We start from the raw sequence: 14294 nt of genomic DNA on the forward strand, positions 1-14294 counted from the left end.
GTCTACCCACGTGAATACTCATTTGGCGTGATGCCGTAGGTTTTCTGAAACACTTTTGAGAAATAGCTTGAGTTGGAGAATCCCACCATATACATCACCTCCGACACCGAGAACCGTCCCTCGCGCAGCATGATGGCGGCGCGTTGCATGCGTATATGGCGAATGAATTCAACGGGAGTCTTGCCCGTCATCTGCTTCACCTTGCGATAGAGCAGCTTCGAACCCAGTCCGAGCAATTCCTGGAGGCGCGTAACGTTGAAGTCGGAGTCGGCTATATGCGCCTCTACGGTGTCTGTAATCTTGGCGAGCAGACGAGCGTCGGCAGTGTCGATGTCAATGTCTTTTGGTGTTGCGGTGTCGCTGCCAGCGTGCTGAGTTGACGTTGAGGCTGTCTGAGCAGGTGCAAAGCCGATAGTCACGACGGTAAGGTTGTCGGTGCTCTCCACTGCTGTCAGCGCCCCTTGCTGCTCGGCAAATTCACGAACGAGGGCGAGCGTGTTGGTGGAGTCGGGCTTGCTGTTGTCGGCTACTGAGTAGTAGCGGTTGAACACAAACGGTATGTCGGTCTGATGTATCGTCATGCCGGGTATCGACACGTTCAGCTTCACCCTCTTGTCGTCGGCTGTAAGGGTCAGGTGTAGGGGCTCGTCGTCGGTGCGGTTGTTGACGGCGAAGTCGATAAGCTCAGCCAGTACGGGCTGCAGGCGCACCACGTCGACACACACGTAGGCAGTAGGCACATCGGTGCGATAGTCAATCTCCACCGCCTTGCCGTAGCGCGAGCGTGCATCGTCGGCTGCGCGTCGGCAGAAATCAACGATGTCGAGCGTTGTCTTCGGTGTATAGTCGGAGTCGGTTTTGGATTGCTGCACGTCGAGAGCCTTATACACAAGCATGTTCATGTCAACTACGTCGTGGCGCATCTGCTCCAGTCGACGCACGCCGCTGGTGTCCTTTTCGGCATGAAGCATGTCGAGCACCGAGCCGAACAGCGAGCCGAGCGGCTGCTTGATCTGTCTCGACAGATTGTCGAAGAACTGCGAGCGTGCTGCCGACTCCTGCATGATGCGCTCCTTGGCGGCACGCTCCTCGTGCAGACGGCGTCGCATCATGTAGAAGTTCATTATCCACACGAGCAATGCTGCAATCACAAGCAGATAAACAATCTTAGCCCACAGCGACCAGTACCATGGCGGAAGGATGGTAACGCCATAGCTGAGCACGTCGTCGCTGGCTTCGCCCAAGGCATCAATCTGGCGCACTTCAAGCGTATAGCTGCCCGGAGGAAGGGCGTTGTAGCTTATCTCGTGGCGCTCGCCGTGCATGTATTGCCACGTGCGGTCGATGCCTTTCAGACGATAGGCGTACACGCAGGGTTGCTGTCCCGAGAAGGGAAGGTCGGACAGTTGGAACGTGACGTTGTTCTGTGTGGAGGCGAGCGTCACTGCCGACAGATATGCCGTGCTACCCTCTTCGGGTACAAACGACTTGCCGTCGACCATCATGCCCGACATGAACATGTGGCTGTGCTGCCGCTTCTCGTTCATACGGGCAGTGGGTATGCTCACCACAGCGTCGTTGCCGCCAAGCAGAACGCTGCCTGACACGCGGTCGTAACAGATGGCAAGCGGACGGAATCCGGGCACGGCGAAGCGTAGCGATGTTCCGTCGGCACGCAATATGCAGCAGTCGTTGCCCATGACAGCCCACATGTCGCCCTCTACCTGACACAGCATTGCAGAGGCTTCGTCTCCATATCCGGCTATGCTGAAGCTGCGGTCGGCGCCGGCAGAGATTCCGAAGCGGCGTATCTCACCATCCATTGCCGCCCAGAGGTTGCCCTCGCGGTCGGCAGCAAGGTCGTTGATGATGCGGTCTTTGCCTACGACGTGCTCCACACGCATCGTCTTGGGGTCGATACGGTCGAGTCCGCGGTCGTACATTCGCGCCCATATGCGGCCGCGTCCGTCCCTGACGAGCTGCCACACGTGTATGCCCTGCAACTGCGAGAGCAGATGTCGGTCGGCTACTACCACGCCATCGGTGGCGTTGAGCAGCTTCTGCTTAGCCACCACGAAAACGCCTCCCATATACGAGCATATCCAGTAGCGTCCCATTCCGTCGTCCACAACGTCGTAAGCCCACGCCGTGCTGTAGCGTCGCGAGTGGTCTACCACCACGACGTTGCGCATCTGTCGTGTCTGCGGATTGTATATGTTGAGTCCGTGGTCGGTGCATACGAGCACACGGCCTTCACGGTCTGAATAGACACGGCGCACACGGTTGTGCGACATATAGTGTGTAGTTGAGGTCTGCCGATACCACGCCATGTCGGCACCCGCATCGGGCAGGAATCCATGCCGTGCGCTGTAGCCGATGAGTCCGTTGGTGCCGCCGAGCCACAGCATATTGTCTGTGCTGCGGAATATGAGATGCAGACAGTTGCCGTCGCCCGTACGTGTGATGTCGCTGAGCGGAGTGTAGGTGTAGAATGGGCGCTGCTGTATGTGCGACACGCCCTGGTCGGTGCCAGCCCAGAGGTTGCCCCAGCGGTCGCTGAACACCGCCCACACTATGTTGTTGGCTATGGAGCGAGCCGAGCGCGAGTCGTGCAGAGCATGGCGCACGGCATTTGTTACCTTGTTATATATGAACATTCCGTTGTCTGTGCCTGCATATATGTTGTCGCCGTGCAATGCAAGCGACTTGATGGAGTTGCCAGTGAGCGGCGCTACGGGCTGTAATGTGTGCCAGTCGTAACGGAAGAGCGCGCCTTCGGTGCCTATCCACACGTCATTGGTGCCACGGTCGGGGGCGAGAGCGTTGACGAGCGGCTGCGGACTGTTGCCTATTGATATGCGGCGCACGCTGCCATTGGGCAAGCGTAGCGCCAGTCCGCCTAAGGTTCCGACAAGCAGTCCGCGAGGGGTGGACAGCAGCGAGTACACGTTCTGCAACTGTCGGTTCTCCAGACGTATGTCGTTGGCGGCGAGGCTGCAGCTGTACAGTCCCGTCGCGCTGCCCATCCATAGGCGTCCTTCGTGCATAGCCACGGCACGAATGTCCTTGGGCGACTGACCGAGGGGTTGCTTGTAGCGTCCGCTTCGTATGTCGTATACGAGCAGTCCGCGCTCCGTTCCCATATATATGATGTTGTGGCTGACGAGCATCGAGTGTATGCGTGTGGCTATCGTAGTGCCGTTGGCAGAAGTGTTGTGCGGTATGGTGCGGTAGCCGTCGTACGAGTATAGTCCGCCCTCAGTGCCGAGCCATACCATTCCCTGCTCGTCCTGTGCAATGGAGCACACGGTCGATGCCTCGGCAATGGATATATTGCTGAAGGTCTGGGCTGAAGTCAGCGCTGAGAGTAGTGTAAGGATAAAGGTAAAAAGTAAATTCTTCATTCCAACGTTAGTGGATTATGGTGTATTTTTTATGTTTTTGTTTCACGGCGTTAAATTACAAAAAAAATGTCAGACACGGAAGACATTTCGGTCTTTTGCTCTTTACATTTTTGCCAAACCCTTTGTTTATGGGCGTTTGCGGGCGTTTTTGTCTGTTTTGTTTTGTCTTTTGTCCAATATGTAATGCGGTGTTTTTATCAACTGTCGTAATTTTGCAACCGACGAAAAACCTATCCGTTTCAAATCTTCAAGTGAATAAGTGAAAAGGGAAAAGTGAAAAATTCTCTACCGTAAGGAATTAAAATTTAAAACCATAATTTACCTAAACGTTTTCAACATGAACCAAACAAAAGGAAACAAATGTAGCCGTTTCTTTGCGTTGCTTCTGGCCGGTGTTCTCTCGGTAGCATCGCTTTCGGCGCAGGCGCAGAACCGCACCATCAAAGGATGCATCACCGACGCCAATAACAAAGAACCGCTTATGGGCGCCACCATCACATTGGACGGAGGCAAAACGGGTGCCGTGACCGATCTCGACGGCAACTACACTCTCGTCGTTCCGGCAGGAACCAAGCAAATCACAGTATCTTATATTGGTTATATAGCCAAAACCGTGCAGCTCAACGGCGACGTAATCAACATCACACTCGACTCCAACGACCGTCAGTTGGGCGAGGTTGTGGTGGTGGGTTATGGTACCGCACGCAAGAGCGATCTTACGGGTTCGGTGGCAACTGTCAGTGCCAAGGACTTCAACAAGGGCTCTATTTCGTCGCCTGAGCAGCTCATCAATGGCAAGGTTTCGGGTGTTCAGATCATGTCGAACTCCGGTTCGGCATCGGCAGGTAGCACTATTCGCGTACGTGGTGGTGCTTCATTGAACGCTTCTAACGACCCGCTTATCGTGCTCGACGGTGTGCCTTTGGAGCATGGCGGAATCTCGGGCAATAGCGACAACTTCCTCAGCATGATCAATCCGGCCGACATCGAGAGCATGACTGTGCTGAAGGATGCTTCGTCGACAGCCATCTATGGTTCGCGTGCGTCGAACGGTGTAATAATCATCACCACAAAGAAGGGACAGCAGGGAGGCGTGAAGGTCAACTTCAACACTACCAATAGCATCCAGACTCGCGCCCAGATGGTGGAAATGCTGAGCCGCGACCAATTTGTGAACGTTATCAACCAATATGGCACCGACAACCAGAAGTCGCTCTTGGGCGATGCCAATACCGACTGGAACGACGAGGTTTATCGCACTGCTTTCGGCACCGACAACAACTTGAGCGTCAGCGGTAGCATGGGCAAGTGGCTGCCGTTCCGCGTGTCGGTGGGCTATTTCAACCAGAGCGGATTGGTACGCAAGGACAATGTGGAGCGCTGGACGGGCAACGTTGTGCTCACCCCAAGCTTCTTCCAGGATCACCTGAAGCTGACCATCAACGCCAAGGGAACGCTCAACAACAACTCGTTTAATAATGGCGGAGCCGTCTGGGCAGCCGCAACATTCAACCCCACCATACCCGTTTATTCTGGCAATAATAGCTACGGCGGATTCAACGAGGCTCTCGATGCCGACGGTTATCCCGTGAATGCTGGTGTGAGAAACCCTCGCGGACTGGTTGACCTATATGATTCGAAGAGCAAGGTGAGCCGCTTCATCGGTTCGATGGACGTAGACTATAAGGTTCACTTCCTGCCCGAACTCAAGTTCCACGCCACTGTCGGAGCCGACTATGCCAAGGGCGACGGCACCATCTATGTGCCGGGATATGCAGCCCAGGCATTCAACAAGGACGAGTCGTTGAGCGGTAGCGACTACAAGTATGGTCCGCAGAAGAACGAGAACCGTCTGCTCACTCTCTATGCCAACTACGCCAAGTACTTCGACGAGCTTAAGAGCAACGTAGACCTCACCGCCGGTTACGACTATCAGTACTGGAAGAGCACCACACCTCTTTATTATACCAAGAGTGGAGCAGGCACAACGCTGTCTACAGTGAAGGCTTCCGACTATCGCCACGTGATGCTGTCGTACTACGGTCGTCTGAACTATTCGTTCGACGGTAAGTATCTCCTTACAGCTACTGTTCGTCGCGACGCTTCTTCACGATTCTCTAAGGACACCCGTTGGGGTACCTTCCCGTCAGTAGCATTGGGCTGGACATTGACCGAGGAGCCGTGGCTGAAGGACAACAAGGTGCTCTCCAACCTCAAGCTCCGCGCCTCGTACGGTGTTACGGGCCAGCAGGAAGGCATCGGCAACTACAACTATCTGCCCGTCTACACTTCGAGTGTGACTGGTGCCGAGGCGCTCATCAACGGACAGTACATCAAAACTTATCGCCCGGAGGCATACGTAGAGAATCTGAAATGGGAGACAACATCATCTTGGAACTTCGGTGTTGACTTCGGATTCCTCAAGGGAAGACTCACTGGAGCTGTCGATTTCTATACACGTAAGACAAAGGACCTGCTCGCTTCGGTACCGACAGCAGCCGGCACCAACTTCTCGAAGACAATCCTCACCAATGTGGGCAATGTGGACAGCAAGGGTGTTGAGGTTTCGCTCAACGCTACACCTATCCAGACTAAGGACTGGGAGTGGAACCTGAGCTACAACTTCACATGGCAGAACATGAAGGTGAAGAACCTCTCGCTCACCAAGGGTGGCAACCAGACCAATGTCAAGGTGGGCCCGTCGATCGATGCTTATCAGTTCCAGGTACTCACTGAGGGCTACGAACCGTACATGTTCTATGTATATCATCAGCTCTACAACCGCGAGACGGGCAAGCCAATCGAAGGCGCTTATGCCGACCTTAACAAGGATGGCGAGATAAACGAAGCCGACCTCTACCGCTATCATTCGCCCGCTCCTAAATATATTATGGGTCTCAGCACTTCGCTCCGCTACAAACAGCTTACGCTGGGCATGAGCTTCCGCGCCAACATCGGCAACTACGTATATAACGGAATGGCTATGAACGCTGGCGCATGGGAGACCGTGAGCTACAACAACTCACAGCTCAACAACCTCAACGCAAGCTTCCTGAAGACCGGATTCAAGACCCGCCAGTATCTGTCGGACTACTATGTGGAGAACGCTTCGTTCCTTAAACTCGACAATCTCAGCCTCAGCTACAACGTGGGCAAGATAAGCAAGTGGGCATCGCTCACCGTGTCGGCTATGGTTCAGAATGTGTTCACAATCACGGGATACTCGGGAGCCGACCCTGAGGTGCCCAACGGAATGGACAACTCGTTCTACCCACGTCCACGCACTTACTCACTCAGCCTCGGACTGCAGTTCTAAGGGAAGAGTGAAGAATTAAGAGTGAAGAATCCTAATGCTTTAAATACTAAAAAGAAAACTATAATGAAACTAAAGAATATATTATACGGCGTGATGATGGGAACTGCGGTGCTGACCGGCACTACAAGTTGTGTTTCCGATCTCGACCAATATCCTAAGACGGAAACCACCTCGAAGGATGTCTATACTTCACTGGCCAACTACGAAGCGGTGCTTGGCAAGATATACGCTTCAATGGTAACGAGCGGTCAAGGCAAAGGCGGCGACAACAAAGACATGGAGTCTGTACTGAACGCTGGCAACGGTTTCGACTATATGCGTATGTTTATCAATCTGCAGGAGTGCGGAACCGATGAGTTTGCCTCTACCTGGCTCACTGGCGAGCAGACCACCGGACTGAGTTATCTCTCATGGGATGCCAACGACGCTTGGGTGTCTGACATGTACTATCGTATATATTACAACATCGCACTCTGCAACGAATTCCTGCGCAATGCCAACAGCGCCAACTTCTCGGGTGCTGACGCTGAGAAGATGAAGGTGTATAAGGCTGAGGCACGTTTTATGCGCGCACTGTTCTACTATCACGCCCTCGACTTCTTCCGCAACATCCCTATGGTGACCGAGAACGACCCCGTGGGCAGCTATATTCCTCCACGCTACACCGCACAGCAGACCTTCGACTATATCGAAAGCGAACTGAAGGACTGCGTAGGCGACATGCTTCCTGCCTCTACATGTCCTTATGGCCAGGCTTCGCAGGGCGCTGCCTACACTCTGCTTGCCAAGCTCTACCTCAACAGCGAGACCTATACTGGCGTGGCTAAGTATGCCGAGTGTAAGGAGGCTTGCGAGAAGGTGATGAACATGGGCTACTCGCTTGAGTCGGACTATAGCAAACTGTTCAATGCCGACAACCATAAGCGCACCAACGAGATTATCTTCGCTCTGCCCGTAAGCGCTGAGCATACTGTGAGCTGGGGTGCTTCTACCTACTTGGTTTGCGGACAGCTGAGCATGTCGAATGCCAATCAGAATGTTGCTGACTTCGGCGCTACAAATGGCTGGAGTTCGTTCCGTCTGCGTCCGGAGTTTGTCGACAAGTTCACACAGACCGACATCGACGGCAATGGTGACAAGCGCTGCAAGTTCTTCACCAACGGACAGAGCAAGGACATAACAAGCATGACCGACGAAAACGCTGGCTATCTCTCGGAGAAGTGGAGCAATGTGAAGGACGACGGCACAACAGCTTCTAATTCATCCAACGACGGTGTGGAGACCGACTTTCCGCTCTTCCGCCTTGCCGATGTGTACTTGATGTATGCCGAGTGCGTGGTTCGCACAGGTGGCGACTGGGACAACTGGGCTGGCGGTACTGATGCTACCGACCCTACGGTGATTGCTTCGCGCAAGCAGGGCGCTATCTACTGGATAAACCAGCTGCGTGAGCGTGCCGGCAATACGGATGTATGGGCTAACAACTTCGACAACAACGACGCTCTTCTACAATTCATACTCGACGAACGTGCCCGCGAGCTGTATCATGAGGGCTACCGCCGCACTGACTTGGTTCGCTTCGGCGAGTTCACTACGAGCAAGTACGTATGGCAGTGGAAGGGTGGCAGCCACGACGGTCAGGCTGTAGATAGCAAGTACAACATCTATCCTATACCTAACACCGAGCTTACTGCCAACCCCAATCTTCATAATGAAGGATACTAAAAAGGGAAAAGTGAAGAGTGAAAAGTGAAGAATCCTATAGTTTTATAGATTAATTACTAATCATAAAGTTCAATTTACATAAAACATGAAAAAGATATTTGGAAACTTGATTATGCTTCTCTGCGCACTCATCGCCTTGGTGAGTTGCGACGAGAGTGGCGACAAGATATACTTGGATGGCTTCAAGGCATCCAATTTGATGGCATCGGCATCGGACGTTAAGCTGTCGGTCGACAACAGCAAGGACATCGTGCTGTCGATGGCTTGGCAAAACCCTACATTGCTTTCGAGCGACGACACTAAGCCGGCAGGCAACGGCACGCTGCTCACTTATCTCCAGGCTTCAGCCTCAGAGGACTTCGAGACGGTGAAAGAGTATACCGTCAGCAATCTGTCGAAGGCTTTCGTGGGCACCGACCTCAATGCTGTGGCAAAGGATTTGGGATTGACTCCAGGCGAGAGCGCACCTCTTTATTTCCGCATCAAGAGTCAGATGGGCGCCAATATGGATGCTGCCTACAGCAACGTATGTCAGGTTAATGTGACACCGTATCTCATCGACATGAGCTACATAAACATTCTGGACAAGGATAAGGACAATGTGCTGACCCATCTCTACTCGCCCGCATCTGACGGAATATACACCGGTTATATGAACGCATCGGCATGGTTCAACTTCTATGGTAAAGAGAACGATGGAACCGTATGGGGCAACTCGGCTACAGACGGCACCTTCGCCATCGACAACACCGAGAGCGCATGGAACTTCTGGTTCCCCGGTGTTGCTGGCATCTACTACACCGTGATCGACACAAAGGCTAAGGAATGGAAGGCAACTCTCTTGAAAACAGTGAAGCTGAACGGTGAGGACATGACTTACGATGCTCCTAACTATGCTTGGGTGAAGGTTGTAACGACAACTGCCGACAACTCGCCTATCACCATTGCTGCTACGGGTGCCGAATACAGCAAAGCTACCGACACCGATGATGCCGCTGCTGTAGCCAAGACATTGAACTACACTCTCGCCGATGGCAAGATGACCGATTCGGATGCTGCGGGTAGTGTGAACATCAGTAAGGCTGGCACATACACCATCACCGTTAAGGTGGGCGAGAAGAGCGAATTGACTTACTCAATAGAGTCTGGCGACAACTCAACTCCAGAACCAGAGGCAAGCAACACGCTCTGCATGTTCACAAAAGACGGCAGCTCACTCCTTGCCGTTATGACCAAGGTGAGCGACGGTGTCTATACCTGCAAATACAAACCGAGCGCTTGGGAGAACTTCCGCTTTATCTTTGTAGGCGACGGAAAGGACGATAAGCAGACATGGTATGGTGCCGATGGCGAGCAGTTCAAGCTGACTTCGGACGGCACAGCTTGGGATATTTGGTTCGGTGAAGAGAATGGCGAGACAGAGTTTACAGTCACTGCCGACCTCAACACCATGACTTGGAAATACGAATAACTAATAAACGACAAATAGCAATGAAGAATATTATAGGAAAGACATTATTGCTGGCATCAGCTTTGCTGTTCTCTATAACAGGCACAAGTTGCAGCAACGACGACAATGCTACTCCCGAGAAGGAGAAAACATACGACATGAGCGGCTTCGCTAAGGGTGCCGACGTGAGTTGGCTGACCGAGATGGAGCAGAACGGAAAGAAGTTTTACGATGCCAACGGAAAGGCAACGGAGTGTATGGCGCTACTTCGCGACCTCGGAACCAACTCTGTACGTCTGCGTGTATGGGTGAACCCTGACGGCGGATGGAACGCCAAGGACGACGTTCTGACCAAAGCTTGGCGCGCAAAGAACCTCGGCATGCGCCTGATGATTGATTTCCACTACTCTGATTCGTGGGCTGATCCGGGCAAACAGAACATCCCTGCCGCATGGAACGACTTCAAGGACGACCTCGACAAGATGAAGGCTGCCGTGGCAGCACATACAACCGACGTGCTGAAGACTCTTAAGGACAACGGCATCGACGTGGAGTGGATACAGATAGGCAACGAGACACGTGTGGGCATGCTTTGGCCGCTCGGCCTTGTAAGCAACAACAACTTTGCCAACTATGCTGCTCTCAACAATGCTGGATACGATGCTGCCAAGTCGGTTTATCCCGATGCACAGTGCATCATCCACATCGACCGCGGCAACGAGATTGGCGGATTCACATGGATGTTTGACGGGCTGAAGTCTGCCGGTGCCAAGTGGGACGTTATCGGAATGTCGCTCTATCCCGAAGACGACAACTGGCAGACCGCCACCGATGACTGTCTCGCCAACATCTCAACCCTCGCCACACGCTACAACTGCAAGGTTATGGTCAGCGAGATTGGTATGCCGTGGGATTCGGAGAATGCCGCTGCCATGATGAAGAAGATGGTGGACGGCTGCAAGGCAAAGCCTGAATGCCTTGGAATTTTCTACTGGGAACCCGAATGCTACGGCGGCTGGAACGGATACAATAAGGGAGCGTTCGACTCTAACGGCAAACCGACTGATGCGCTGAAGGCTTTCGCGAATTGAGAGTTCAGAATTGAGAGTTCAGAATTATGATTAGCATTTGTGAATGACTGAATATACGTTGTTAACGAATATAATCGATACTCAATATATAATCAACATTTAATATATAATCAATGAATCGTTTAAATACATTAATATCTAACATGCTCAACAGCATACCTCTCCCCTCCCTGCGGGGGAGGGGCAGGGGGTGGGGCTTCTGTGGCTTCTGCGCCCTTTCTCTCGCTGCATCCCTCACAGCTTCTGCCCAACGCAGCACAATCAATCTGAAGACATGGCAGTTCTCGCGCGACAGCGTCAACTACAATCCCGTCACTGTTCCGCACGACTGGGCTATCAACGGACCCTTCGACAAGAAGTGGGACCTTCAGTTTGTTGCCATTGAGCAGAACGGCGAGAAGGAGAAGACGGAGAAGTCGGGTCGCTCGGGTGCTCTGCCTTGGATTGGCAGGGGATTCTACAAGACTACCGTCAACTTGAAGCGCTTGCCCAAGACAGCTGTACTGGAGTTTGACGGAGCCATGGCAGACCCTCATGTGTATATTAATGGTAAGCTTGCGGGCCACTGGGCTTACGGATATAATGCCTTCCGTGTTGATGCTGCGCCATACTTTAAGAAGGGCAGAAACGAGATTAGCGTGAGTCTCAACAACCGCGAGGAGAGTTCGCGATGGTATCCCGGTGGCGGAATATATCGTCCCGTGCAACTCGTGACTAATGCCGACGCAGCCACAATCAATCCTTGGGGCTGCTACTTCCGCACAGAGTCTATTGCCGACGGCAAGGCTGAGGTGAGCATCTGTACCAATATAAACAATGTAGACAAGACTCTCTCTATAGAAAACCAGCTCGTCGACAATGCTGGCAAGGTGGTGGCGCAGTTCAAACACGGCGACTTCGACGCTCAGGGCAATGTGGTTAAGACGCTGACTGTGGACAATGCACAGCTATGGTCGCCCGAATCGCCTTATCTATATAAGCTCGTCACACGCCTGTATCGCAACAACAAGCTTATAGACCAGACTCAGCAGAAGGTCGGCATACGCACAGTAAGCGTGTCAAGGTATGACGGTTTTCAGCTGAATGGAGTTTCGCGCAAGATAAAGGGAGTGTGTCTGCATCACGACCTCGGTCCGATAGGTGCCGCAGTGAACAAGGCTGCACTCATCCGACAGATACGCACGATGAAGGATATGGGTTGCGACGCCATACGCACGGCTCACAATATGCCGTCGACATGGCAGATGGAGATATGCGACTCGATGGGTATGATGGTGATGGCTGAGAGTTTCGACATGTGGATTTATCCTAAATGCAAGAACGGATATGCCCTCAACTTCAAGCAGTGGGCTGACAAGGACATAGAGAACCTTGTGCTCAACCACCGCAACCATCCCTCAATCATAATGTGGAGCATTGGCAACGAGATACCAGAACAATGGAGCGAGGAGGGCAGAAATATCTCCAAGCACTTGCAGGACCTTTGCCATAAGTTCGACCCTACACGTCCGGTGACGCAGGGAATGGATCGTGCTGAGGATGCCTTGAAATCGGGCTTCGCCCAAGTGATGGACGTTCCGGGATTCAACTATCGTGTACACAAGTACGACAAAAATATAAAACAACTGCCTAAGGGATTCCTCCTTGGTTCGGAGACAGCCTCTACAGTCAGCTCACGTGGTGTGTATAAGTTCCCAGTTGAGGCTTCCGACTCGAAGACATATGCCGATGGACAATGTTCAAGCTATGATGTGGAATATTGTCCGTGGAGCAATCTGCCCGATGATGATTGGCGCATGCAGGACGACCGCGACTATGTGATAGGCGAGTTCGTATGGACCGGCTACGACTATCTGGGCGAACCGTCGCCCTACGACGAGTATTGGCCGTCGCGCTCGAGCTACTTTGGCATCTGCGACCTTGCGGGTCTGCCCAAGGACCGTTACTACTTGTATCGCTCACACTGGCGCAAGGACGACGCTACGCTGCACGTTCTGCCGCACTGGACATTCCCCGGACGCGAGGGCGAGACTACACCGGTGTATTGCTACACGTCGTATCCGATGGCAGAACTCTTCGTCAACGGCAAGAGTCAGGGACGTATTACGAAGAATCTCGGCTCGCGACTTGACCGCTACCGTCTGCGTTGGAACAACGTGAAGTACGAGCCGGGCGAGATTCGCGTTGTGGCTTACGACTACGACGGCACGCCTAAGGCAGAAAAGACGATACGCACGGCTGGCGCTCCGGCTCGCATCGTGCTGAAAGCCGACCGCAACAGCATCTCGTCGAAGGGCGAAGACCTCTCGTTTGTAACCGTATCGGTAGTTGACAAGGACGGCAATGCGTGTGCCACGGCTACCAACAAGATGAAATTCCATGTGACGGGCGCTGCCAAGTTCCGCGCAGCCTGCAACGGCGACGCGACATCGCTCGTGCCATTCAACTCAACCGAAATGCCGCTGTTCAGCGGTGAACTCGTGGTTGTTGTGGAAGGACTGAAGCACGGCACGGCAACGCTCAGCGTGTCGGCAGAGGGAATGCCAATGGCAACACTACCGATAACGGTAGAATAATATAGAGAAATTTCGCAAGTTTGCCGCTCGGCTTCGCCGCTTGCTTTGCAAGAACTTGCTCTGGCAGTAGACAAGTAGACAAGATACAAGTAAACAAGGAGAAATGCTTTTTCTCTAAAAATAGTTGTTTGCAAGGCTTAAACTGGTAAGGCAAATCTCCTTGTTTACTTGTATACTCGTTTACTGACAGTATGTCGAAGACATACGAAACTTGAGTTATAGATTAATCTGATACGGGGCGGACGACGAGTCCGTATGCACGGTTTGCTCCGCTGTATTTGGTCTCTACCTTTGTTTTGTTTACATACATATAGTAGGCGTGCTTTGGGTCAGTGGTGTAGAGCGACGACGACCAATAGGCACAAAGTGTACCTTTGCTTTCGCGTTGTATGTTTCGTACGTCGCCTGCTGCGGGGAAGAATACGCGCTTGGTGCGGTCGGCTGAGGCTACGCACAGCACGCCACTGACGCTGTATGTAGTGCCGTCAATGGTCTTGGGGGCTTCAATCCAGGAATGTGCGTAATGATTGAGTTTTTCACACCTCTACCTCTCACTTTGGAGCGCTGCTCCATGACAATATTTGCATTTTCTATCGCTCAAAACTACGAGTTGAACGCACAAGGAATTCCTTGGCTCGGAATTCGTGAGTTTTGAGCGATTTGTGTTATGTGGCTTATAGTCAGTAAGTTATAATGTTTGCGGCTTCGGCGGACAATTTTTAGCGAAGCAAA

At 52.7% G+C, this 14294-nt stretch carries 7 protein-coding genes; 5 read left to right on the forward strand and 2 right to left on the reverse strand.

Annotated elements, in window-relative coordinates; translation table 11 throughout:
• Positions 1-2: 2 nt before the first annotated feature.
• Positions 3-3404: a helix-turn-helix domain-containing protein gene (locus I6E38_RS01650; protein ID WP_235392361.1), complete on the reverse strand. Its 3402-nt coding sequence runs from the start codon at positions 3402-3404 to the stop codon at positions 3-5.
• Positions 3405-3741: 337 nt separating this feature from the next.
• Between I6E38_RS01650 and I6E38_RS01655 the strand changes: the two genes are divergently transcribed.
• The 5 genes from I6E38_RS01655 (at position 3742) to I6E38_RS01675 (ending at position 13562) form a co-directional block, all read left to right on the forward strand.
• On the forward strand, positions 3742-6720 hold the full coding sequence (locus I6E38_RS01655) for a SusC/RagA family TonB-linked outer membrane protein (RefSeq protein WP_235392362.1): 2979 nt from the start codon (positions 3742-3744) through the stop codon (positions 6718-6720).
• Between the two features lie 63 nt (positions 6721-6783).
• Positions 6784-8445 carry a RagB/SusD family nutrient uptake outer membrane protein gene (locus tag I6E38_RS01660; protein ID WP_235392363.1) on the forward strand — a complete coding sequence of 554 codons (1662 nt, stop codon included), beginning with the start codon at positions 6784-6786 and terminating at the stop codon, positions 8443-8445.
• Positions 8446-8530: 85 nt separating this feature from the next.
• Positions 8531-9916 (forward strand): DUF5111 domain-containing protein, encoded by a 1386-nt coding sequence (locus I6E38_RS01665; protein ID WP_235392364.1) that lies wholly within the window; start codon positions 8531-8533, stop codon positions 9914-9916.
• 20 nt (positions 9917-9936) lie between these two features.
• Positions 9937-10986 (forward strand): glycoside hydrolase family 53 protein, encoded by a 1050-nt coding sequence (locus tag I6E38_RS01670; RefSeq protein WP_235392365.1) that lies wholly within the window; start codon positions 9937-9939, stop codon positions 10984-10986.
• Positions 10987-11099: 113 nt separating this feature from the next.
• Positions 11100-13562 (forward strand): glycoside hydrolase family 2 TIM barrel-domain containing protein, encoded by a 2463-nt coding sequence (locus I6E38_RS01675; protein WP_235392366.1) that lies wholly within the window; start codon positions 11100-11102, stop codon positions 13560-13562.
• 223 nt (positions 13563-13785) lie between these two features.
• On the opposite strand, the gene I6E38_RS01680 is transcribed toward I6E38_RS01675, so the two are convergent.
• The gene (locus I6E38_RS01680) at positions 13786-14022 is read right to left on the reverse strand and encodes a fibrobacter succinogenes major paralogous domain-containing protein (RefSeq protein WP_235392367.1); all 237 of its coding nucleotides are present in this window, start codon (positions 14020-14022) and stop codon (positions 13786-13788) included.
• Positions 14023-14294: the final 272 nt, after the last annotated feature.

Origin of the sequence: Leyella stercorea (assembly GCF_021531355.1) — a bacterium.
Taxonomy (GTDB): Bacteria; Bacteroidota; Bacteroidia; order Bacteroidales; family Bacteroidaceae; genus Prevotella.